Raw genomic sequence first — 24321 nt, forward strand, 5'->3', positions numbered from 1 at the left:
TGTGGCGTTGCTTAGACAACCAGGATGTTGGCTTAGAAGCAGCCATCATTTAAAGAGTGCGTAATAGCTCACTGGTCGAGTGACGCTGCGCCGAAAATGTATCGGGGCTAAACGATTCACCGAAGCTGTGGATGCATACTTAGAGTATGCGTGGTAGGAGAGCGTTCTAACAGCGTTGAAGTCAGACCGGAAGGACTGGTGGAGCGGTTAGAAGTGAGAATGCCGGTATGAGTAGCGAAACATGGGTGAGAATCCCATGCACCGTATGACTAAGGTTTCCTGAGGAAGGCTCGTCCGCTCAGGGTTAGTCGGGACCTAAGCCGAGGCCGATAGGCGTAGGCGATGGACAACAGGTTGATATTCCTGTACCACCTCCTCACCGTTTGAGAAATGGGGGGACGCAGTAGGATAGGGTAAGCACGCCGTTGGTTGCGCGTGTTCAAGCAGTAAGGCGTGTATGTAGGCAAATCCGCATACTTTAACGTTGAGCTGTGATGACGAGCTCGTATGAGCGAAGTTCCTGATTTCACACTGCCAAGAAAAGCCTCTATCGAGGTGAGAGGTGCCCGTACCGCAAACCGACACAGGTAGTCGAGGAGAGAATCCTAAGGTGTGCGAGAGAACTCTCGTTAAGGAACTCGGCAAAATGACCCCGTAACTTCGGGAGAAGGGGTGCTTCTTTGGGTGCATAGCCTAGAGAAGCCGCAGTGAATAGGCCCAGGCGACTGTTTAGCAAAAACACAGGTCTCTGCAAAACCGTAAGGTGACGTATAGGGGCTGACGCCTGCCCGGTGCTGGAAGGTTAAGAGGAGCGGTTAGCGCAAGCGAAGCTGTGAATTGAAGCCCCAGTAAACGGCGGCCGTAACTATAACGGTCCTAAGGTAGCGAAATTCCTTGTCGGGTAAGTTCCGACCCGCACGAAAGGCGTAACGATCTGGGCACTGTCTCAACGAGAGACTCGGTGAAATTATAGTACCTGTGAAGATGCAGGTTACCCGCGACAGGACGGAAAGACCCCGTGGAGCTTTACTGTAGCCTGATATTGAATTTTGGTACAACTTGTACAGGATAGGTAGGAGCCAGAGATCTCGGAGCGCCAGCTTCGAAGGAGGCGTCGGTGGGATACTACCCTGGTTGTATTGAACTTCTAACCCATGCCCCTTAGCGGGGTAGGAGACAGTGTCAGGCGGACAGTTTGACTGGGGCGGTCGCCTCCTAAAGAGTAACGGAGGCGCCCAAAGGTTCCCTCAGAATGGTTGGAAATCATTCGTAGAGTGTAAAGGCATAAGGGAGCTTGACTGCGAGACCTACAAGTCGAGCAGGGTCGAAAGACGGGCTTAGTGATCCGGTGGTTCCGCATGGAAGGGCCATCGCTCAACGGATAAAAGCTACCCCGGGGATAACAGGCTTATCTCCCCCAAGAGTCCACATCGACGGGGAGGTTTGGCACCTCGATGTCGGCTCATCGCATCCTGGGGCTGTAGTCGGTCCCAAGGGTTGGGCTGTTCGCCCATTAAAGCGGTACGCGAGCTGGGTTCAGAACGTCGTGAGACAGTTCGGTCCCTATCCGTCGTGGGCGTAGGAAATTTGAGAGGAGCTGTCCTTAGTACGAGAGGACCGGGATGGACATACCGCTGGTGTACCAGTTGTCTTGCCAAAGGCATCGCTGGGTAGCTATGTATGGACGGGATAAGTGCTGAAAGCATCTAAGCATGAAGCCCCCCTCAAGATGAGATTTCCCATTACGCAAGTAAGTAAGACCCCTGAAAGACGATCAGGTAGATAGGTTCGAGGTGGAAGTGCGGTGACGCATGCAGCTGACGAATACTAATCGGTCGAGGACTTAACCACATTTTATTGCACAAATTCAATGAAACGTTTATCCAGTTTTGAAAGAATGATCTTTCTAAGGGTTTCAAGACACAAGCTAGTCGAGGAAACGACTGAGTGATTGAAGGAGCGTACTTAAGTACGTGACTGAAAGAACGAAGGAAGTTGACGAAGGATAGCGGCGTGAATTGGAAGCCGAAAATAGTGAAGTGATGATGGCAAAGAGGTCACACCCGTTCCCATACCGAACACGGAAGTTAAGCTCTTTAGCGCCGATGGTAGTTGGGGGCTTCCCCCTGTGAGAGTAGGACGTCGCTTCGCACAACGCAAACCCGCTGAGAAATCAGTGGGTTTTTTGTTATAAACTACTTAATTTCCGTACATACGAAGAAAAAACCAAATAATATAATATTCCGAATTATTTTATTTTTTAAAGATTCTTGACAGTGATGTCCCTCGGAGGTAACCTTACAATAATATTCTTTTATAAATAGGAGGCATTCTTAACAATGTGGGAAACAAAATTTGCTAAAGAAGGTTTAACTTTTGATGATGTACTATTAGTGCCAGGACACTCTGAAGTGTTACCGAAAGATGTTAATTTATCTGTAAATCTAACTGACAACATTAAGTTAAACATTCCGCTGATCTCTGCAGGTATGGATACTGTAACCGAATCAAAAATGGCAATTGCCATGGCTCGTCAAGGTGGAATTGGTATTATTCATAAAAATATGAGTATTGATGAACAAGCAGAAGAAGTCGAAAAAGTAAAACGTTCTGAAAATGGCGTTATTACAAATCCTTTCTTCCTTACTCCAGAACATCAAGTATTCGATGCAGAGCATTTGATGGGCAAATACCGCATTTCAGGTGTCCCTATTGTAAATAACATGGAAGATCAGAAGTTAGTGGGTATTATTACAAACCGTGATTTACGCTTCATTTCAGATTACTCATTAAAAATTGATGATGTAATGACAAAAGAAGATTTAATCATTGCTCCTGTAGGGACAACTTTAGAAGATGCAGAAAAAATCCTTCAGCAATATAAGATCGAAAAGTTACCGCTAGTTGATGAAGCTGGGAAGTTAACAGGCTTAATCACAATTAAAGATATCGAAAAAGTAATTGAGTTTCCAAATGCGGCGAAAGATAGCCACGGCCGATTAGTTGTAGGAGCGGCGGTTGGTGTTTCAAAAGATACAATGATGCGTATTGCTAAGTTAGTGGAAGCACAGGTGGATATCGTTGTTATTGATACAGCACATGGTCATTCTCAGGGAGTTTTAAATACAATCAAAGATATTCGTGCAGCTTATCCGGACTTGGATATTATCGCAGGCAATGTTGCAACTGCTGAAGGGACACGTGCACTGTTTGAAGCTGGTGCCGATGTTGTAAAAGTAGGTATCGGACCTGGTTCTATTTGTACAACTCGAGTTGTTGCAGGTGTTGGTGTACCACAAATTACAGCTGTTTACGATGCAGCATCAGTTGCACGTGAATTAGGTAAAACAATTATTGCTGATGGTGGTATCAAGTATTCAGGAGATATCGTAAAAGCTTTAGCTGCAGGTGGACATACTGTAATGTTAGGTTCATTATTAGCCGGAACGTCTGAATCTCCTGGTGAGACAGAAATCTTCCAAGGACGTCGCTTTAAAGTATACCGTGGAATGGGTTCACTTGGTGCAATGGAAAAAGGTTCTAAAGACCGTTACTTCCAAGAAGATGCGAAAAAGCTCGTTCCAGAAGGAATTGAAGGACGTTTACCATACAAAGGGCCTTTAGCAGATACAATTCATCAATTAGTTGGTGGTGTACGTGCCGGAATGGGTTACTGCGGTGCACCGAATTTAGAACAATTACGTGAAAAATCACAGTTCATCAAAATGTCAGGTGCAGGACTACGTGAATCACATCCACATGATGTACAAATCACAAAAGAATCACCAAACTACTCTTTACAATAATTGCTAGGAAACTTTCAAACGTTACTATCGTCAAATTGAAGATAGTAACGTTTTTTTATTAACAGAAGGTCACATACAACTACTTATGTATGATAAAATGACGTTAGACAAGATTAAAAATTTGGAGGTAGCTTTGTGAAGAAGGTAAAAAAGCAAACGGTTTTAAGTATTGCCTTAATCCCGATTTTAATACTTAGCATGCTGGCGATGACACCTGCTAAGACAAATGCAGCAACGGATTTAGGATTAACGGTAGATGCAGCAATTTTGATTGACGCAGATACAGGAAAAATTTTATATGAGCAAAATGTGGAAACAGCTTTAGGTATTGCAAGTATGACGAAAATGATGACAGAATATCTATTACTTGATGCAATCAAAGAAGGCTCAATTTCATGGGATCAGGAATATAATGTAACAGAGTATACATATAAAGTTTCCCAAAATCGTTTATTGAGTAATGTGCCGTTACGTGCGGATGGTACGTATACGATTAAAGAATTATATGAAGCGATGGCAATCTATTCTGCAAATGCTGCTACAATTGCGATTGCAGAAACAATTGCAGGTACAGAAAAAGAATTCCTGAAATTGATGGATAAAAAAGCAGAAGAACTTGGTTTGGAAAATTACAAGTTTGTAAACGCAACAGGCTTAAATAATGCTGACTTACAAGGCATGCATCCAGAAGGTACTGGAGAAAAGGATGAAAACGTTATGCCTGCTCGTTCTGTAGCAAAGTTAGCATACAACTTATTAAAAGATCATCCTGAAATGTTAGAAACAGCAAAGATTCCGAAGAAAGTATTCCGTGAAGGAACTTCGGATGCAATTAGTATGTCCAACTGGAACTTCATGCTACCAGGCCTTGTATATGAATATGAAGGCGTAGACGGGTTAAAAACGGGTACGACAGATTTTGCTGGTCATACGTTTACAGGTACGGCTAAACGCGGAGATACACGTTTAATTGCTGTTGTTATGAAGGCAGTGGATTCAAATGGTGTAGGTTCTTATAAAGCACGTTTTGATGCGACAGCGAAGTTATTCGATTATGGATTTGGTCAATTTTCAAAAGTAGAACTTCTTCCAGGAAACTATGTATTTGAAGAGCAAAAATCAATTCCTGTTATAAAAGGGAAAGAGGACTCTGTCAAAATTGCTGTAAAAGAGCCAGTTTCTGTAATGGTGAAAACAAGCGAAAAAGATTCATACGTTCCGACATTAACATTGGACAAGAAAGAAATTGAAGCAGGTATTGAGAAAGACCAAGTTGTCGGACAGGCTGTACTTGCACCTACAGAAGGTGTAGATTTTGGCTATATTGACGGCAATGGTATTGTTGCAGATGTTGTGACGACAGAACCAGTAGAACGTGCAGGGAAAATATCATTAATGTTCCAAGGTATCGGAAGCTTTTTTGGTAACCTATGGGATGGTGTATTCGGATTTGCAGGTAATTTAATTAAATAATAAATGAGCTTTTTTACAAGTAAACACTTGTAGAAAGGCTCTTTTTTTTACCAGAAGGAATTTTTTCGAATGGGACAATTTGTCGATAATCCATACAAAACATACATTGATACATGGAGGGATAATAATCATGTGTGGAATATCAGGTTGGATTGATTTCTCGACTCATTTAGTAAATGAGGAATCGATGATAAAAAAAATGACGAGGACGCTTTTACACCGAGGTCCGGATAGTGAAGGGTACTTTATAAGCAAACATGCTTTATTAGGCCATAAACGGCTTGCAATTATCGATTTAGTGACGGGAAGCCAGCCAATGACACGCGGTGAGTTGACCATTGTGTACAATGGCGAAGTTTACAATGCAAATGAGCTTCGCGAACAGCTTAAAAGTCTAGGCCATTCCTTTCATACATCATCCGATACAGAAGTCATTTTAATGGCGTATGTTGAATGGAAAGAACGCTGTATGGAGTACTTAAATGGAATATTTGCTTTTGCTGTATGGAATGAGCAGGAGCACTCGTTGTTTCTATGTCGTGACCGGCTAGGGGTAAAGCCTCTATTTTACTATGAGCTTCCGGATGGGCTATTGTTCAGCTCTGAAATAAAAGGGATCCTGGCACATCCTGCTGTAAAGACGGAAGTTGATGCAGAAGGGCTTGCCGCATTATTCAGTCTTGGTCCTTCCCGTATTGTAGGGCATGCCATATTTAAAGGGATTAAGGAAGTTAAACCCGCATATGCAATGATAGCGCGGAAGGATTTCAGGAAAAGCTGGCAGTATTGGGATATAGAAAGTAAACAACATGAGCACTCAGAGGCAGAAACGATTGAGAATGTCCGGGAACTCGTAACAAATGCGATTATCCGTCAATTAATAAGTGATGTGCCGCTCAGTACAATGCTTTCAGGCGGGCTTGATTCAAGTATCATTACGGCGGTTGCTGCCCGGCAACTAGCGAAAGAACAGAAAACATTATCAACGTATTCCGTAGCATTTGAAGAAAATGACCAACACTTTATGCAAAATTCATTTCAAACGACTCAGGATGAATACTGGATCGGCAAAATGCAACAGGCATTTCAGACAAAACACCGACAAGTGACATTGACTCAACAAGAATTAGTAGAAGCTCTGGAACAGGCGATGCGTTTAAAAGATATGCCGAGTATGGCGGATATTGACAGCTCGTTTTATTTATTCTGCAAAGAGATGAAAAAAGAACATACGGTAGCGTTATCCGGTGAATGTGCGGACGAAGTATTTGGTGGTTACCCATGGTTTTATGAAGGAAAAAAGGGAACACTCTTCCCGTGGCTACGCTCCACTAAGGAACGTGAACAGTTATTTAAAGCAGATTGGCAAAAGCGTCTGCAATTGCCGCAGTTTATGCAAAGTACTTATGAAGAGGCAGTTAAGGGAATGCCTGCATTTTTAGGAAGTAAAGAAGAGCAGGAACGTCAGCAGCTGTTTTATTTAAATAACCAGTTTTTTATGCAGACGTTATTGGAGAGAAATGACCGGATGACAATGGGCGCAAGTATGGAAGTCCGGGTACCGTTTGCAGATCATACGATAATTGAGTATGTATGGAATATTCCTTGGGAAATGAAAAATAGCGGCGGCATGGAAAAAGGGATTTTACGAAAGGCATTTCAGGATATTTTACCGAAGGAAGTTGTGGAACGTAAGAAAAATCCGTATCCAAAAACGTACCACCCAAAATATACAGAACTCGTTCATCAGCGACTGCAGCAAATTTTAAGGCAGAAACACTCAGTTCTCCATGAATTGTTTGAAAAAGAGCAGTTAGAGCAATTATTAGCTACAAATGGCCAATCGTTTCAAATTCCTTGGTTTGGCCAGTTAATGGCGGGGCCTCAGCTCATCGCCTACTTTATACAATTACATGAATGGGTCGAGCAATACCGCATCAATATTATTACAACATAAAGAGACGTTCCCATACGGAACGTCTCTTTAAAAATCCCTTTTATATTAACTTTTTAGAAATCCCCCAAATTTCCATTAGCTGATGAATGTCCGGCTCAATATCATGAAGCTGCAAATTGCCAAATCCTAATAAAAACGTTCTTTTGGAGTAATGCTGCTCTGTTAAATAATAATTCGATAACGGTAAAATATGAATACCATTCTGGCGTGCAACCTGTTGCAGTTCCCGTTCTGATTTCTCATGGCGGAAGGCAACAAGTATGTTTGTACCGGCAGCATCCCCGGAAATCGTGATTTGGGGGTAATGATTTGAAAAGACTTCAATGCATTTATCATGCTTTTTACGATAAATTTTACGCATACGGTTTAAATGTTTGGCAAAGTGTCCGTCTTTCATAAATTTCGCTAAAATGTGCTGTTCAAACCGCGGAACGGTAGAAGAATAGTAATTGAAATGCTCCTGATAGCGTTGAACAAGTGTCGGCGGCAAGACAAAAAAAGCAACGCGCAATGATGGCATCAATGATTTTGTAAAGGTACTTAAATAAATGACACGATCATTTACATCAAGTCCTCTAAGAGCCGGAATTGGCTTTCCAATATAGCGAAATTCACTATCGTAATCATCTTCAATTATAAAACGATCTGGCGCTTTTGCTGCCCAGTTCAATAATTGTGTCCGTCGGTTAGCTGAAAGAACCGCACCAGTCGGGAATTGATGCGAAGGTGTTATATACACGACATTGGCATTCGTTTTCTGCAATTGTTCAACAACAATTCCATCCGTATCAACAGAAATCGGGATAGCGAGCTGCCCTAATTGATGACGTGGAATAGGTGAATAACCTGGATTTTCAAAGGCGAGCTGGGAATTAGTATCTAAAATTTTTAAAATCATAGGCAGTAACTGCTCAGTACCGGAACCAATGACGATCTGCTCTGGCTCACACTCGATCCCGCGCGATTGGTGTAAATAATTTGCAATTTCAATACGCAGTGCATGCTCACCTTGACGTTCCCCAGTTTGCAGTAAATGTTTGAAAGGTCTATCCAGAACATCCTTTGCATACTTACGCCATATCGTAAAAGGAAAAGCATCCTCATCAATTTTTGCAGAGGAGAAGTCAATTTTATATTCCATAGTTTCTGTTGTCTTTTTAATTTCTTTGTTCGCGATATCACTTTGGCGGTAAGGTAATGAATCTATTTCTTCAACGAAGTAACCGACACGCGGTTTTGATATAATATAGCCTTCCGCCAACAGCTGCGAATAGGCGAGCTCGACCGTTGTTTGACTTATATTGAAAAAATCCGCCAGTTCCCGTTTAGAAGGCAAACGCACACCTACAGCCAGCTGGTTGTTAGTAATCGCATTTTTTATGCCGATATACAGTTGTTCATATAGTGGTATCGTATGGTCCTTTTGAAGCTGAAAGAAAAGCATTTTCTTATCCCCCTTATGTAACCTTAATGAAATTTCAATTTTAACTAATATTGATGGTGTCAGAAAAGTATAGCATGTTGTAGAAAATTAATGAATGTTTTCATCGGAACTTGCAAATGTATATGGTTTTATAGTACAGTATGGTTAAATTTATAAATGAATTCGATGATAGGAAGTAGTAACAAGCCCGTTTTTTTCAGAGAGTCAGCGGTTGGTGGAAGCTGATAAATACACTTGTGAATCCGTCCTTGAGATGCTTTTTCCGAAATAATAGTAGGTGGAAGCCGGCTTACCAAAGTCGTTAATTGTTAAGAGGAATAGATTTTTTCTATTCAATTAGGGTGGCAACGCGGGTAGCTCTCGTCCCTTTCATAGGGATTGAGGGCTTTTTTGTATTTAATCCGCTAGTACATTAATGTATTAAAGTGCTCAAGATCATCATTTCATAAATTTTAGGAGGAAAAAACTATGTTAGATATTAAACGCGTCCGTGACAATTTTGAAGAAGTAAAACGTATGCTTCTTACACGTAATGAAGATTTAGGGAATTTGGACAACTTCGAAAGCTTAGATACGAAGCGTCGTGAATTAATCGCCAAAACAGAAGTATTGAAAGCAGAGCGCAATAAAGTGTCAGAGCAAATTTCCGTTATGAAACGCAACAAAGAAGATGCATCAGAAGTAATTGCACGTATGCGCGAAGTAGGCGATGAAATTAAAGCATTGGATGCCGAGTTAAATGCCATTGAAGATGAATTTAAAGATATGATGATGCGTTTGCCGAACATCCCGCATGAATCAGTACCTGTTGGCACAGAAGAAGATGATAATGTGGAAGAGTACACTTGGGGCGATGTGCCGGCATTTAATTTTGAAGCAAAAGCACATTGGGATATTGCCAAAGATTTAGATATCGTAGACTTTGAGCGCGGAGCTAAAGTTACGGGAAGCCGTTTCTTGTTCTATAAAGGTTTAGGCGCACGTTTAGAGCGTGCTTTACTGAACTTCATGATGGATCTTCATTCAGACCAGCATGGCTATACAGAAATGTTGCCACCGCAAATCGTTAACCGCGATTCACTGACAGGTACAGGCCAATTACCGAAGTTTGAAGAAGATGTATTTAAATTAGTTCGTGAAGAAGATGAAATGGATTATTACCTGATTCCAACTGCTGAAGTACCGGTAACAAACTATTACCGTGATGAAATTTTATCAGCGGATATGCTGCCGCAAGCGTTCTCTGCATTCAGCGCTAACTTCCGATCAGAAGCAGGCTCTGCAGGTCGTGATACACGTGGACTGATCCGTCAGCATCAGTTCAATAAAGTAGAATTAGTTCGCTTCGTTAAACCGGAAGAATCTTATGAGCAACTTGAAATTTTAACAGGTCATGCTGAAAAAGTATTACAGCTTTTAGGATTACCATACCGTAAATTAAAAATGTGTACAGCTGATTTAGGGTTCACAGCTGCGAAAAAATACGATTTAGAAGTATGGATTCCAGCCCAAAACATGTACCGTGAAATTTCTTCTTGTTCAAACTTCGAAGATTTCCAAGCGCGTCGTGCCAATATCCGTTTCCGTCGTGAAGCAGGAGCAAAACCGGAATTCGTTCATACATTAAACGGTTCAGGTCTAGCAATTGGTCGTACAGTAGCGGCAATTTTGGAAAATTACCAGCAAGAAGATGGTTCTGTTGTTATTCCGGAAGTATTACGTCCATACATGGGTGGCGTAGAAGTCATTATTGCAAAATAATTTAAGTAAATTAAAAAGTGTGTTGAAATAAAAATTTCAACACACTTTTTTTATTTTCTGCGGTAAAGATATTTCGTGATATTTAGTAATTTGTTTTACAAAACGAGAATATTTTGTTATATTCGAGAAAATAGGATATTGGATACAATATTTAAAGATTCCTAGATTTTATTGAATAAAGTTTTTAAGGACATCATATTTTGCACGTGTAATATGTTGCTCTAGTAATTGGCATGTAAGCTCGATGTTATTGTTAGCCAAAGCTTCCACCATTAAATCGTGTTCACTAATGGAAGTAGCAATTTGGTTAGGTAAAAGATGTGGTGTTTGCTGAGGGAAACCGGTCCACAAATTTTCAATAATATTATTTAATTTCCCCCAAGGACAGTCTTTTATTAACAGATGATGAAATTGAATATTAAGCTGAATATATTCATCTGTATCATCCGTTTTCTTCATTTTCTCGTTAAGATTACGCAACTGATTTACTAGTTGTGATGACATCGTTTTCAAACTTTCGGCAGCCGCCAGTGGCTCAAATTTTGCTCGTAAAAAATAAATCTCTTCCAGTTCGTGTATTGTAAATTGTTTAACGACAGCCCCTTTATGCGGCTCAACTGTGACATAGCCTTCAGCAGCCAACTGTTTTATCGCTTCCCGGATTGGCATTCTGCTAACGTTTAATGTCTTCGCCAATTCATCCTGGACTAGGCGTTCGCCAGGTTGTAGCTGACCTTTAATAATTGCTTCACGCAGAATCCGGTAAATTTTCGAGGGTAATGTTTCAGCAGTTAAATCATGATCAAATTTCATAAAAACACCTCATTGTGTGTTGTATTTTGGATCCAATATATAATATACAGGAAAACTATGCAAACTTTAAAGGGGGATGTTGTGATGGAGCAACAAATTCAAATTGGATGGCAAGGACGGTTTTATGAAGACTTTGAAGTAGGCGATAAAATTGCACATGTGTTAGGCAGAACAATTTCGCAGACCGATAATGGCTGGTTTACACAGCTGACGCAAAATACAAACCCTATTCATTTTGATCACCATTACGCAAAGCAAACAGAGTTTCAAAAGGCAATTGTGAATTCCGCATTTACCATTGCTCTTGTAACGGGACAATCTGTTTCGGATATTTCCCAAAATGTAATGGCCAATCTTGGATGGGATGAAGTTCGGCTTCCGCACCCAGTTTTTGAAGGCGATACTATTTACTCCTATACAGAAATCTTATCGAAAAGGGAGAGTGCTAAGCGGAATAACGTCGGAATTATCGAAGTGAAAACAACCGGCTACAATCAGGACGGGCAAATTGTCATTCATTTTAAACGCACGATGATGATTTATAAAAAGGGCTATGCACCAAATATCATGAAGCCTTTGATCGATCAAGTAATCTCACAGGACGGGAAGTGAGCGAATGGAATATATTCAAGTTTCATATGAATATGAGGAGAAAATTGCGATTGTTACGTTAAACCGACCGGAGATGCGCCATGCATTTAACACGGATATGGCGAAGCAGCTGTTAACTGTATTTCAGTCATTCAATGAGCAGCCGGTACACGTCGTCATTTTAACTTCCTCCACTGAAGATGCCTTTTGTTCAGGCGCGGATTTAAAAGAACGGAAAGGGATGAGTGAGGAAGAGTGGAAAAAACAGCATCATTTATTTGAACAAATGTTCCAGGCAGTAGCCAATTGCAAGCAACCTACCATTGCTGCGATCAATGGCTATACACTTGCAGGAGGGTTTGAACTTGCATTGAATATGGACTTAATCGTTGCTGGTAAAAATACAAAAGTAGGGCTAACAGAGGTCAGCCGAGGTATTATGCCAGGCGGAGGGGGAGCACGTCTACTGCCAAAACGTATACCGCTTCATATCGCAAAAGAATGGCTATTTACAGGAAGGATTGTATCCGCAGAAGAAGCACAGAACGCAGGGTTATTTAATCGAATTGTCGAATCAGAAGATGTGATGAATACCGCAATTGAGTTAGCCGAAAAAATTGCAGGCAATGCACCTTTAGGAGTTCAAGGTGTTAAGAAAGTAGCAGAAGTCAGTTCATTGGAAGCATCTGAAGCATTCCGTATTGAAATCGAAACTTACAACGAGGTTATTTCTTCTGAGGATCGAATGGAAGGTATTTTAGCATTTAACGAAAAAAGAAAGCCTAATTTTATCGGACGGTAGGAGGAACTCAAATGATGTTAACAGAGAATCTGGCTTTTTTAGAAGAACTTCGTGAAGGTGTAAGAGCAGTTTGTAAACGTTTTGATGGTGAATACTGGCGGAAGTTGGATGAGATCGACGGATATCCGACCGAATTTGTGGAGTCGATTACGCAGGCGGGCTTTTTAGGAGCTTTAATACCTGAACAATATGGTGGATCGGGTTTAGGAATACTGGAAGCATCCGTAATTTTAGAAGAGATTAACCGCTCAGGCGGGAATGCGGGCGCATGTCATGCACAAATGTATACGATGGGAACAATTTTACGGCATGGTTCTTCGGCACAAAAGGAAAAATATTTGCCGAAGATTGCGGACGGATCGCTTCGTTTACAAGCATTTGGGGTGACAGAGCCTAATACTGGCACGGACACAACAAACTTAAAAACGTTTGCGAAACGCGATGGCGACCATTATATCGTGAATGGTCAAAAGGTATTCATTTCCCGTGCAGAGCATTCGGATTTAATGATTCTACTAGTTCGTACAACACCGAAAGACCAATGCGTTAAAAAGAGTGATGGCTTGTCTGTGTTAATTGTTGATTTGAATGAAGCAGTTGGAAATGGTTTAGAAATACGCCCAATCAAAACAATGATGAACCATGCGACAACAGAATTATTTATCGACAACTTAAGAGTGCCGGTAGAAAATTTGATTGGTGAAGAAGGAAAAGGATTCCGCTATATTTTGGACGGAATGAATGCCGAGCGGATTTTAATTGCTGCGGAATGTATCGGTGATGGTCGCTGGTTTATTGAACGGGCAACAAATTATGCAAAAGAACGGGTTGTTTTTGATCGTCCAATCGGTCAAAACCAAGGAATACAATTTCCGATTGCCCAAGCGCATATCCATATTGAAGCGGCAGACTTAATGCGCATAAAAGCTGCGGAACTTTATGATCGCCGGCAAGCTTGCGGGGGAGAGGCCAATATGGCGAAGTTACTCGCTGCAGATGCATCATGGGAGGCAGCCAATGTAGCCATTCAAACATATGGCGGCTTTGGCTTTGCCGCAGAATATGATATTGAGCGGAAATTTAAAGAGACGCGGCTCTATCAAGTAGCTCCAATTTCAACAAACCTGATTTTATCATACGTCGGAGAACATATATTAAAACTTCCAAAATCTTATTGAGGTGAAAATCATGCACTTTCCAAAGCAAGTTGAAATTATTGAAGTAGGTCCACGCGACGGTTTGCAAAATGAATCACGCTTTGTGCCAACAGAGGAAAAGAAACAGTTAATCAAGCAATTATATGAAGCGGGCTTTCAGCGTATTGAAACGGCATCGTTTGTTCATCCGAAAATTGTCCCGCAAATGGCGGACGCACAGGAAATTACGGCATTTTGCAATGAACTGGGGATGGAATATATCGCTTTAACCCCAAATATGAAAGCACTGGAGCGTGCCATAGATGCAGGTGTACCGCAGATTGCGGTATTCGTCGGGGCAAGTGAGACATTCAACCAAAAAAATATTAAACGTTCCATTGAAGAGTCTTTGGCAGAATGCAGCGAAATGTTCCGGCATGCAAAAGCTCAGAAAAAGTTTATTCGTGGCTATGTGTCGATGTGTTTTAGCTGTCCGTATGAAGGAGCCATTTCCTATGAGCAAGTTAAGCGGGTCGTAGCGCAATTTGTAAATGACGGGGCTGATGAAATTTCAATTGGTGATACGAATGGACAGGCAAATCCGCGCATTGTGTATGAACGGTTCAGCGCATTGAAAAAAGATTTTCCGGATACAACATTCGTGGCTCATTTCCATGATACAAACGGTTTTGCCTATGCAAATATTATTGCCGCATTAAATGCGGGAATTGAGAAGTTTGATAGTTCGATTGCTGGTCTTGGCGGTTGTCCGTTCTCACCTGGGGCTACTGGAAATGTAGCAACAGAGAAAGTGGTGGAGCTGTTTGAAGCAATGGAAGTAGAAACAAATATCCACCAGGAAAAATTAAAGGACGTGGCAAATTTCGCTTACAGTTTAGTTTAAGGAGGGCTGAAATGAAACCATTACAAGGGATACGTGTTCTCGATATGACAACAAATATTTCAGGGCCGACGTTAACAATGATTTTAGCCGATTTAGGCGCCGAAGTGATCAAAGTAGAAAAGCTGAGCGGCGATGAAGCGAGGAAGATGGAGCCTAAATATCAGGAAGATGGCGTGTATTTTTTGAACATTAACAGGCAAAAAAAATCGGTCACCCTCAACATGAAAGAAGATTCTGACCGCGGAAAGTTAATGGGACTCATAAAAACAGCAGATGTCTTCGTGGAAAATTACCGGTTGGGTGTAGCACAAAAACTAGGCATCGATTATGAAGCGGTAAAGAAAATCAATCCGAAACTAATCTATTGTTCGCTATCCGCCTATGGCCAAAACGGTCCAAAGAAAAAATATCCGGGCTATGATGCCATTATGCAAGCTGAAACAGGCATTATGAGTATTACAGGAAGTACTGATTTAGCAAGAGTGCCGGTTTCATTAATTGATCAGGGAAGTGCCATGTGGGGGGCGCTTGGTATTGTATCAGCCATTTTACAACGTCATAAAACAGATGAGGGCAGCCTTGTGTCGACCTCTTTGTATGAGACCGGGGTATTTTGGGCGAACTATCATTTACTTTCAACAAAGTTAACAGGTGAAAATCCCGAAAAACTAGGTTCCAATCATGGGGCATTTGCGCCTTATGGGGCATTTCAAACTGCAGATGGTGCCATCATGATCGGCATCTCGAACAATAAATTATTCGAAAAACTTTGCGAAGTATTGCAAAAACACGAATGGATTGAAGATGGCCTCTACCATACGAACGAAGAACGAGTTAAAAACCGTTTACTTCTTAGTAAGGAAATTGAACAAATAACAATGACGGAAAAAAGCGAGGCACTCATTCAAGCACTGGAAGCTGGCGGTGTACCAGTAGCGCAAGTGAAAACAATGAAAGATGTAATAGTGGATCCGCAGCAAATAGAAAATAAACTGATTGTACGTCTACCACATATACGTGATAAGGAAATGTATGCAACGAGAATTCCTCTAACGTTTTCAAATTGTGATATAACACCTACCGCCCCTGCACCATTGTTAGGGGAGCATAATGAAGAACTGTTAGGGAGGGATTATGTTCATGACATTAAGTGAGCAGTTGGCACAATATATTGTGGATGTACGTTTCGAGGATATACCGCAGGATGTTGTACAGTTTACGAAGCTATGCATTGTCGATTATTATTCGTCTTTACTGAAAGGTCAGGAAGCAGAACCTGTTCGGATGATGGAACAAGTAGCGCAATTAATAGGCGGAGAACAACAGGCAACGGCAGTAACGGGGTTGAAGACGAGCATAACAAATGCAGCGTTCATTAATGGCGGCGCGAGTCACGTAATAGAGCTCGACGATATTCATAAAGCATCCATTGTGCATGCGGCAACTGTTATTATGCCTGCAGCGATTGCCATTGCAGAATGGAAAAAATTATCCGGCAAACAATTGATCGAGGCCATTATTGTGGGATATGAAGTGGCGTTTCGCGTAGGAGAAACGGTGACGCCTTCCCACTATTACTACTTTCATAATACGGCAACCTGCGGAACATTCGGCGCGGCAGCAGCAGTGGCAAAGTTATTGGATTTATCCAAAGAACAAATTGTCCAAGCATTTGGTTCTGCCGGCACTCAAGCTGCAGGGTTGTGGGAATTTATCGAAGATGGTGCCATGAGCAAGCAATTGCATCCTGGTAAAGCAGCGATGAATGGTATTTTAAGTGCTCTGTTAGCACAGCAGGGTTTTACAGGAGCAACAGCCATTTTGGAAGGGCGTAGAGGATTTTTTGAAGCAATGAGTGACGAGTACGATGTAACACGTATGACCGAAAAATTAGGTCAGCAATACAAAATTACCGAAAATGCCTTCAAAGTCCATGCATCTTGTCGTCATACACATGCCGCAATGGACTTGGCGATTGAACTGCATAAAAAAGTAGAGAAAAGTGGCATCGATTTTATAAAGTCAGTCGAAGTAGGAGCATATCAGGTGGCGCTGGATATTACGGATGCAAAAAGTCCGCAAACAATCTATGCGGCAAAGTTCAGTATGCAATTTTGTGTTGCTTTAGCGTTATTGACCGGTGAAGGAGGATTCGATGCCTTCAATGCAGATACATTGCAAGACCCAACCATTCGAAAGCTGATGGAAAAGCTGACCGTATCTGTAGATGAAAATATTAACAGTCAATATCCGCAAGAGTGGGGAGCGAAAATTCAAATTCATTGGCAGGATGGTTCAAGTGACGTTGTGCAAAGCAGATTTCCTAAAGGAGATCCGGAAAATGCATTAACAGCTCAGGACTTTATTAATAAGTTCAATAGTTTAGTGCCTTTAGAAGAGGCACATAAAGAAAAAATTATTCATGACTTATTACATTTAGAAACGATCCAAGTACAGCAGTTAATCCGTACATTACACCCCGTAGAGCATATTTCGATTGTGTAGTAGCTATTCAATTTTCAGAAAAATGAAGGGTGAGTGAGCGCATGTGTGAGACGAAGGGAAGAGTTGCCGAAATGACATCCCCGATGGAACTCGTTTTTAAAGAGTATCCATTGGTGGAGCCGGCACCAGGAGCGGTAATTGTAAAAATCATTCAAACAAATATTTGCGGATCCGAACTGCATATATGGAAAGGGCATCATCCGGTCATTCGCAGTGGGGCTTTAGGACATGAAATGATAGGTGAAATTCATGCGTTAGGTGAAGGAGTCGAGACTGATTTTGCGGGTACCCCTGTAAAAGTCGGGGACCGAATTGTAAGTGCTTACTTTTTGACTTGCCGTAAATGTCCGCCTTGTCAGCATGGACAATTTAACTTATGTGAAAATGCTTATAAGTATTGGCGTTTACCGACAGAGGAAGCACCGCATTTCCATGGGACATTCGGTACGCATTATTATATTCATTCCGATCAGTATTTTTATAAAGTACCAGACAATATATCAAACAGTGTCGCAGCAAGCGCAAACTGTGCATTATCCCAGGTGTATTTTGGGCTGGAGCAAGGAAATGTTGTCTCAGGGGAAACAATTCTCATTCAAGGCGCGGGCGGACTCGGATTGAATGCGATTGCTGTTGCGAAAGAAAAGCAATTGAAAGTCATTGTAGTAGATGGTGTTGAAAGCCGTTTAGATCAGGCAAAGGCATTTGGTGCAGATGAAGTAATTTTAATATCGGACTTTCCAACAGTTGAACAGCGCGTTGCACAAATTATGCGTCTGACAGGAAATCAAGGAGTGGATGTTGCCCTCGAAGTAGCAGGTGTTCCTCAGGCTTTTGCTGAAGGTGTGGAGTATATTCGAACTGGCGGCCGTTACATTGTAATCGGCAATATCTCACCTGGACAAACGGTGGAATTTGATCCTGGTTATTTAACGCGTAAAGCAATTCAAATTATTCCCGTTCTGCGCTACAACCCATGGTATTTAAAAAAGGCACTCGACTTCCTGGAGCGCAATATTGACCGCTACCCGTTTGAAACATTATTGGATGCAAGCTTTAGTTTTGAGGAAATTAAAATAGCGTTGGATGAATCCACAAAACGTACGGTTACACGTGCCACGATCATTCCGACTTAAAAGTATGGATCTTGAAAGGTGGTGACGGTGGATTTACGCTTGCAATGCTGAAAATAATAGAAGTCTTGTAAAAAAATAAAAACATTATGGGAGGAATTACGATGTGTAATAAAAAAGTATACGTGCTTGATACAGGGACAATGAAAATGGATAAAAACTATATGATTGCCATGCACAATCCAGCAAGCATCACTAATCCAAATCCGCCAGCCGAGTTTGTCGAGTTTCCCGTTTATGCAGTAATGATTGACCACCCAGAAGGAAAAATTTTATTTGATACAGGCTGTAACCCGGAAGGAATGGGAGACGATGGGCGTTGGCCGGAAGGGGTTCAGCAACTGTTCCCTGCCTTCCAAAGTGAAGAATGCTATTTGATCAATCGACTTGAACAATTGAAAGTTCGCCCGGAAGACATCAAATATGTCATTGCCTCACATTTGCATTTAGACCATGCAGGTTGCCTGGAGTTATTTACAAACGCAGAAATTATCGTTCATGATACGGAATTGTCAAATGTCATGAAAACATTTGCGATGACACGAAATATGGGTGCCTATATTTGGGGCGATGTCATGGCTTGGATTCAAAAAGAACTGCGCTGGCGTACTATTAAACCTCATGAAAAAGAAGTGCCACTAGTAGAAGGCATTAAAATTTTAAACTTTGGTCCAGGGCATGCTTACGGTATGTTGGGCTTGCACATTGAACTCCCGGGTCACGGAAATGTTTTACTTGCATCCGATGCATTATACACAGAAGAAAGCTATGGTCCACCAGTTAAGCCGCCCGGAATTTTGTATGATTCAGTAGGTTACAACTCTACTGTAGAAAGAATCCGAGAATTTGCTACACATAATGACTCTGAAATTTGGTTCGGACATGATTCAAAGCAATTTAAATCGTTTATCAAATCGACAGAAGGCTATTACGAATAATAAATTTGCACCCTAAGTAAGCCTTACTTAGGGTGTCATTGTCATAACGGAGGGAAGAATATGCAAAAAATAGGATCTGTACTCAATGGAGAGCACCGTCTTCAAGAAGAAAAGACGATGGATGTTTTAAATCCTTTTAATCAGGAACTGATTGCAACAATTGCCTGTGCCTCAATTGAAGATGTACATGAAGCAATTGAAGTCGCACAGCAAACATTTAATGCAACGATGCGCAAAATGCCTGCACATGAACGTAGCCGTATTTTACGTAAAGCTTCATTGTTACTTGAAGAACGGAGCGAGCAGTTTGCGAAAACCATCTCTTTGGAAGCAGGGAAACCGATTAATGAGGCACGGGGAGAAGTAACACGAGCGGTTCAAGTGCTGCTGTTTGCAAGTGAAGAGGCAAAGCGGCTGGCAGGAGACCAGATTCCGATGGATAGTGCAATTGGCGGCGAACGTCAAATTGGCATTGCAAAACGTGTACCTTTAGGAGTAATTGCTGCCATTACGCCATTTAATTTCCCTTTAAACCTAGCTTTGCATAAAATTGCTCCGGCCATTGCTGTTGGAAATACAGTTGTTTTGAAACCAGCCGAAAAAACGCCGCTGTCTTCTATTTTGCTGTATGAATTATTGCAGGATGCGGGATTGCCAAAAGGAGCTTTAAATATCCTTCAAGGGCCAGGCACGGAATTAGTTGAGCCACTGGTAAAACATCCTTTTGTGAAAAAAGTAACCTTTACGGGGAGCGGAAAAGTAGGATGGCATATTCATGAACTGGCAGGAAAGAAGCCGGTAACTCTTGAGCTTGGCTCCAATGCTCCGAACATTATATTTGCGGATGCCGATTTAGAGTACGCAGCGTCTGCCATTACGATGTCCGGTTTTACATTTGCCGGTCAGGCATGTGTTTCTGCACAGCGGATATATGTCGAGCAATCTGTTTATGACCAGTTTGCACAATTACTACAGGAAAAAGTGGAAGCGCTGGTAATAGGGAATCCTGCTGAGGAACAAACACAACTGGGGCCAATGATTACAGAAGACGCGGCAATCCGTGCAGCAACCTGGATTGAAGAAGCAGTATCACAAGGGGCAACAATTCGTACGGGCGGAAAGAGGAACGGCACATTACTCGAGCCGACCATTTTAGAAAATGTTACAAAGTCGATGCAGGTCGTATGTATGGAAGTATTTGCCCCGATGGTTGCACTCATACCATTTACTGAAGAGGACGAAGTGTTGGCCGCTGCCAATGATTCAGATTACGGATTACAGGCAGGTGTGTTTACTTCAGATATTAACCGTGCCTTAAAGTTTGCAGAGGAGCTGGAAACAGGAGGCGTTTGGATTAATGAATCTTCGGTACGACGCTTTGACCATATGCCATATGGCGGGATAAAAGAGAGCGGTACTGGAAAAGAAGGAATACGTTATGCAATTGAAGGGATGTCAGATTTAAAATTTATAGGAATTAAGTTAATTTAAGGAGGACATCATCATGAAAATTCGATCTGCCATATTACGCTCATCCGGTGTAACTAAGCCCTATGCGGAAAGCAAGCCGATCCATATCGAAGAAATTGAGTTGGATGCTCCTCAAGAAGGGGAAGTATTGATTCAAATAAAAGCGGCAAGCCTTTGCCATTCGGATTTGTCAGTCATTAACGGGAGTCGTCCACGTCCTTTACCAATGGCTCTTGGTCATGAAGCAGCAGGAATCGTTAAAGAAGTAGGGCCTGGTGTTATGAACTTTAAGCAAGGAGATAAAGTAATCTGCGTATTTGTACCAAGTTGCGGGCATTGTGTACCTTGTGCAGAAGGACGTCCGGCATTATGTGAACCGGGTGCAAAGGCAAATGGAGACGGAACATTGATCGGTGGCGGGGTCCGTTTACATGCAGGGACTGAAAAGATTGGGCATCACGTTGGGGTATCTGCCTTCTCGGAGTATGCAGTCGTATCGCAGAATTCCCTCGTAAAAGTGGAAGAGGACTTGCCGTTTGAAAAACTGGCGCTCTTTGGCTGTGCAGTTATTACAGGGGTAGGCGCTGTCGTAAATACAGCGAAAGTCCAGCTTGGAAAAACAGTTGCTGTTGTCGGTTTAGGCGGAATTGGCTTAAGTGCGCTGCTCGGGGCCATTGCAGCTGGTGCCCGTGAAGTAATCGCAATTGATATTAATGAAAAGAAGCTGCAGCAGGCAAAGGAATTGGGGGCAACAGCCGTCTTTAATTCGAAGGATGCTGATGTAGTCGCACAAGTGAAAGCCTATACAAATGGCGGGGTTGATTATGCTTTTGAAACTGCGGGTGTCGTTCCAGCGATGGAAGTGGCATATGCCATTACAAAGCGTGGCGGTACAACAACGACAACAGGACTGCCACATCCGGAACATCAGTTTTCTTTCCCTTATGTAACATTGACAGCAGAAGAAAAAACGCTAAAAGGTTCATATATAGGAAGCTGTGTGCCATTAAGAGATATTCCGCATTATTTGCATATGATGAAAACCGGAAAGCTGCCGGTCGATCAGCTGTTATCAAATATTATTACGCTCGATGAAATAAATGAAGGCTTTGATCTATTAGCGACAGGCGATAATTCTCGAATTATTATTAAAATGGATTAATGAAAAAACATAATAAAAACGGTGAAACATCTACTCTTGATATGCTCCCCATTAGGTAGACAGATAAAAAATAAAATCTGTTTGTCGAATGGGGGCATTTTTTTGTCTAATAAAACATTTTCAATAGATACTAAGATTTTGGCTCTTAAATATTTAGAGGAAGGTCGTTACTCGGTAAGAGAAATTTGTCGCATGTTTAATGTGAATGTAGCTAGATTATACGAATGGCGAGCTAAATATCAATTTGGGGGCACAAGCGCATTACTTCGTCCTGCGAAAAATAAAATTTACCCTCAAGAGTTGAAAAGAAATGCCATTGAAGATTACTTAACAGGTAAGTATTCAAAGCACGAGATTATGGCCAAATATGGAATCAGTGGTCAAAATGTATTCAACAGGTGGTTAAAAAAATATAATAGTCATAGTGATTTAAAAGACTCGAATAAAAGGGTGAGCCAAACTATGACTAAGGGAAGAAACACTACTCTAGAAGAACGAATTGAAATTGCGAAAACTTGTATAAAGAATCAAAAGGATTATAAAACAACGGCAACTCAACATAATGTGACTTACCAACAAGTTTACCAGTGGGTACGGAAGTTTGAAGTTGGTGGCGAAGAATCTCTTGAAGATCGCCGTGGGCGAATGAAATCAGCGGATGAACGTACACCAGAAGATAAATTACGGTTAAAAATCCAACAAATAGAACGTGAAAATGAAAGATTACGTGCTGAAAATTTACTTTTAAAAAAGTTAGAGGAAATCGAAAGGAGGCTTCGTTAAGTAAAATTCGTACGCAGAGTCATTATTTAGCTATTCAAGAATTAGCAGAAAAAGAAAAATTTCCGATTCTATTACTTTGTAAATTAGCTAACGTATCACGAGCAGCTTATTATAAATGGTTAAACCGCCAGCCAACATCGCAAGAATTGGAAAACAGACAGTTAGTAGCATCCATTAATCATTTATATAAACAAGTAAATGGTATTTACGGCTATCGTAGAATCACTATGACAATCAATCGTCAGCGCGAAAAAGAAGGCTTAAATAAAGTAAATAAAAAACGTATTTATCGACTGATGCAGATTTCCGATTTACAGGCAGTTATTCGATGTCGTCCAAAAAAGTACCGTAAGGTAACACCAGATTACACAGCTGAGAACGTATTAGCACGCGAATTTACGGCCAAAAAGCCAAATCAAAAATGGTGTACAGACGTAACTGAATTCCAGTATGGAAATGGTAAAAAGGCTTATTTAAGTGCGATTATTGATCTATATGACAAGTCTATTGTCAGTTACAAATTAGGACATTTAAATAATAATGATTTAGTTTTCAAGACCGTTAAACCAGCTATACGCCAGTTAAATCAAAAGGAGTTTCCTATCCTACATAGTGATCGAGGATATCAATATACATCAAAAGAATTCAAGCGAATCATAGAGAAAGCAAATCTGACACACAGTATGTCGAGAGTCGGCCGCTGTATTGATAATGGACCGATAGAAGCGTTTTGGGGGACTCTAAAAGTAGAGAAGTATTATTTACATAAGTTTGAGACGTACGAAGAGTTAAAACATGCGATTGATACATATATAAAATTCTATAACAACGAACGATATCAAGAAACATTAAACGGCTTGAGTCCTAAAGAGTTCAGGTCTCAAGCCGCTTAAAGCATTTTTATTATTTCCACTGTCTACTTGACAGGGAGCAGTTCACTCTGTAATGTTTCGCCGTTTTTGTATAGCAAGAAGTACATAAAGCACTATCCAAATACTAACTATAACTCCGGCTAAACTTAATAAATAGCCAGCTGCCCCAAATGCATCGTATAGCCATTGAAGAGGCGTTCCCTTTTACAGGGCGATTTAAAAACATAAAGTTCGTACGGAAATGAGCATTGTATATATAAATTGGCGGAACTGTGATAAGCAGAAACAAGAGAGCTCGCCAAATATCCGTAAAAGTTGTCATCAGCTGTTTTTCCAAAATCAAAACCGCAACAAATACGACGAGCAGTGCATGAAATAGAAAGCTGTGAAAATGCAAAAAGCCGCCAACCGGATCAATTGTCCACCCGGGGAATAAAAGTGCAATTGCAGCTCCGGGCAACGTAAGCGTGTATAGTAATGTAGCTGTTGTCCGTGTTGGAAAATACGTATGCCAGCCAATAATGAAAATGCCAAAGCCGCATAAATGAAGCGGGGGACTCCAATACGAATATTGGTCCGTTATGAGTAAATAAAGTTGCTTTGCTATTTCTGAAAACAACAGCAGCCAGAATACCGTTTTTTGAAAAACATATTGTTTTTCACGAGAGAAATAATGATAAACATATAATGAAACAACTAAAAAACCGGCAATAAAAATAAGCCACATTATATGGATCGAATCGAAAATGGTAAATCCATTCATTCCATCAC

18 protein-coding genes, 2 rRNA genes and 1 other annotated feature (1 of these 21 cut by a window edge) are annotated in these 24321 nt (G+C 41.3%); of the genes, 17 read left to right on the plus strand and 3 right to left on the minus strand.

Features of this window, described 5'->3' with window-relative positions:
* The 5 genes from MHH44_RS00565 to asnB all read left to right on the plus strand — a co-directional run.
* A 23S ribosomal RNA gene (locus MHH44_RS00565) occupies positions 1-1851 on the plus strand (it extends 1078 nt beyond the left edge of the window).
* Between the two features lie 184 nt (positions 1852-2035).
* A 5S ribosomal RNA gene (gene rrf / locus MHH44_RS00570) occupies positions 2036-2151 on the plus strand.
* A 188-nt stretch (positions 2152-2339) separates the two neighbouring features.
* The gene (gene guaB, locus MHH44_RS00575; RefSeq protein WP_008408586.1) at positions 2340-3806 is read left to right on the plus strand and encodes an IMP dehydrogenase; all 1467 of its coding nucleotides are present in this window, start codon (positions 2340-2342) and stop codon (positions 3804-3806) included.
* A 135-nt stretch (positions 3807-3941) separates the two neighbouring features.
* Positions 3942-5279 (plus strand): D-alanyl-D-alanine carboxypeptidase family protein, encoded by a 1338-nt coding sequence (locus MHH44_RS00580; RefSeq protein WP_340797527.1) that lies wholly within the window; start codon positions 3942-3944, stop codon positions 5277-5279.
* Positions 5280-5409: 130 nt separating this feature from the next.
* Positions 5410-7236: an asparagine synthase (glutamine-hydrolyzing) gene (gene asnB / locus MHH44_RS00585; protein ID WP_340797528.1), complete on the plus strand. Its 1827-nt coding sequence runs from the start codon at positions 5410-5412 to the stop codon at positions 7234-7236.
* A 40-nt stretch (positions 7237-7276) separates the two neighbouring features.
* Here the strand turns inward: asnB and pdxR are convergent, their stop codons facing one another.
* On the minus strand, positions 7277-8680 hold the full coding sequence (gene pdxR, locus MHH44_RS00590) for a MocR-like pyridoxine biosynthesis transcription factor PdxR (protein WP_065216327.1): 1404 nt from the start codon (positions 8678-8680) through the stop codon (positions 7277-7279).
* Between the two features lie 156 nt (positions 8681-8836).
* Positions 8837-9051, plus strand: a binding site (T-box leader).
* A 97-nt stretch (positions 9052-9148) separates the two neighbouring features.
* On the opposite strand from pdxR, the gene serS reads away from it, so the two are divergent.
* Positions 9149-10441: a serine--tRNA ligase gene (gene serS / locus MHH44_RS00595; RefSeq protein WP_008408592.1), complete on the plus strand. Its 1293-nt coding sequence runs from the start codon at positions 9149-9151 to the stop codon at positions 10439-10441.
* A 168-nt stretch (positions 10442-10609) separates the two neighbouring features.
* Here the strand turns inward: serS and MHH44_RS00600 are convergent, their stop codons facing one another.
* Positions 10610-11254, minus strand: a complete 645-nt coding sequence (locus MHH44_RS00600; RefSeq protein ID WP_014822335.1) for a GntR family transcriptional regulator — start codon at positions 11252-11254, stop codon at positions 10610-10612.
* A gap of 84 nt (positions 11255-11338) precedes the next feature.
* On the opposite strand from MHH44_RS00600, the gene MHH44_RS00605 reads away from it, so the two are divergent.
* The 11 genes from MHH44_RS00605 (at position 11339) to MHH44_RS00655 (ending at position 23571) form a co-directional block, all read left to right on the plus strand.
* Positions 11339-11866 carry a MaoC family dehydratase gene (locus MHH44_RS00605; RefSeq protein WP_340797529.1) on the plus strand — a complete coding sequence of 176 codons (528 nt, stop codon included), beginning with the start codon at positions 11339-11341 and terminating at the stop codon, positions 11864-11866.
* Positions 11867-11870: 4 nt separating this feature from the next.
* A complete protein-coding gene (locus MHH44_RS00610) occupies positions 11871-12647 on the plus strand; it encodes an enoyl-CoA hydratase/isomerase family protein (protein ID WP_340797530.1) in 777 nt (258 codons plus the stop codon).
* 11 nt (positions 12648-12658) lie between these two features.
* The gene (locus MHH44_RS00615; protein WP_065216330.1) at positions 12659-13825 is read left to right on the plus strand and encodes an acyl-CoA dehydrogenase family protein; all 1167 of its coding nucleotides are present in this window, start codon (positions 12659-12661) and stop codon (positions 13823-13825) included.
* Positions 13826-13835: 10 nt separating this feature from the next.
* The gene (locus MHH44_RS00620) at positions 13836-14687 is read left to right on the plus strand and encodes a hydroxymethylglutaryl-CoA lyase (RefSeq protein ID WP_065216331.1); all 852 of its coding nucleotides are present in this window, start codon (positions 13836-13838) and stop codon (positions 14685-14687) included.
* 11 nt (positions 14688-14698) lie between these two features.
* A complete protein-coding gene (locus MHH44_RS00625; RefSeq protein WP_065216332.1) occupies positions 14699-15841 on the plus strand; it encodes a CaiB/BaiF CoA transferase family protein in 1143 nt (380 codons plus the stop codon).
* Positions 15828-17192, plus strand: coding sequence for an MmgE/PrpD family protein (locus MHH44_RS00630; RefSeq protein WP_340797531.1), 1365 nt, complete (start codon positions 15828-15830; stop codon positions 17190-17192). Before MHH44_RS00625 ends, MHH44_RS00630 begins: the two co-directional genes overlap by 14 nt.
* A 41-nt stretch (positions 17193-17233) precedes the next feature.
* Positions 17234-18328, plus strand: coding sequence for a zinc-binding dehydrogenase (locus MHH44_RS00635; protein WP_340797532.1), 1095 nt, complete (start codon positions 17234-17236; stop codon positions 18326-18328).
* 101 nt (positions 18329-18429) lie between these two features.
* A complete protein-coding gene (gene ahlS / locus MHH44_RS00640) occupies positions 18430-19263 on the plus strand; it encodes an AhlS family quorum-quenching N-acyl homoserine lactonase (protein WP_340797533.1) in 834 nt (277 codons plus the stop codon).
* Between the two features lie 60 nt (positions 19264-19323).
* Complete coding sequence (locus MHH44_RS00645) at positions 19324-20754, plus strand: aldehyde dehydrogenase family protein (RefSeq protein ID WP_008408605.1); 1431 nt, start codon at positions 19324-19326, stop codon at positions 20752-20754.
* Positions 20755-20767: 13 nt separating this feature from the next.
* Positions 20768-21895, plus strand: a complete 1128-nt coding sequence (locus tag MHH44_RS00650) for a zinc-dependent alcohol dehydrogenase family protein (protein WP_008408607.1) — start codon at positions 20768-20770, stop codon at positions 21893-21895.
* A 102-nt stretch (positions 21896-21997) separates the two neighbouring features.
* Positions 21998-23571 (plus strand): IS3 family transposase gene (locus MHH44_RS00655; RefSeq protein WP_340797534.1). Its coding sequence is split into 2 segments (ribosomal slippage): positions 21998-22637 and positions 22637-23571, totalling 1575 coding nucleotides; the frame shifts between segments, so codons are not numbered across the junction.
* Between the two features lie 103 nt (positions 23572-23674).
* On the opposite strand, the gene MHH44_RS00660 is transcribed toward MHH44_RS00655, so the two are convergent.
* Complete coding sequence (locus MHH44_RS00660; RefSeq protein ID WP_340797535.1) at positions 23675-24313, minus strand: YwaF family protein; 639 nt, start codon at positions 24311-24313, stop codon at positions 23675-23677.
* Between the last annotated feature and the right edge of the window lie 8 nt (positions 24314-24321).

The sequence above is a fragment of the Solibacillus sp. FSL K6-1126 genome, assembly GCF_038003445.1.
In the GTDB taxonomy this organism is placed as follows: Bacteria; Bacillota; Bacilli; order Bacillales_A; family Planococcaceae; genus Solibacillus; species Solibacillus silvestris.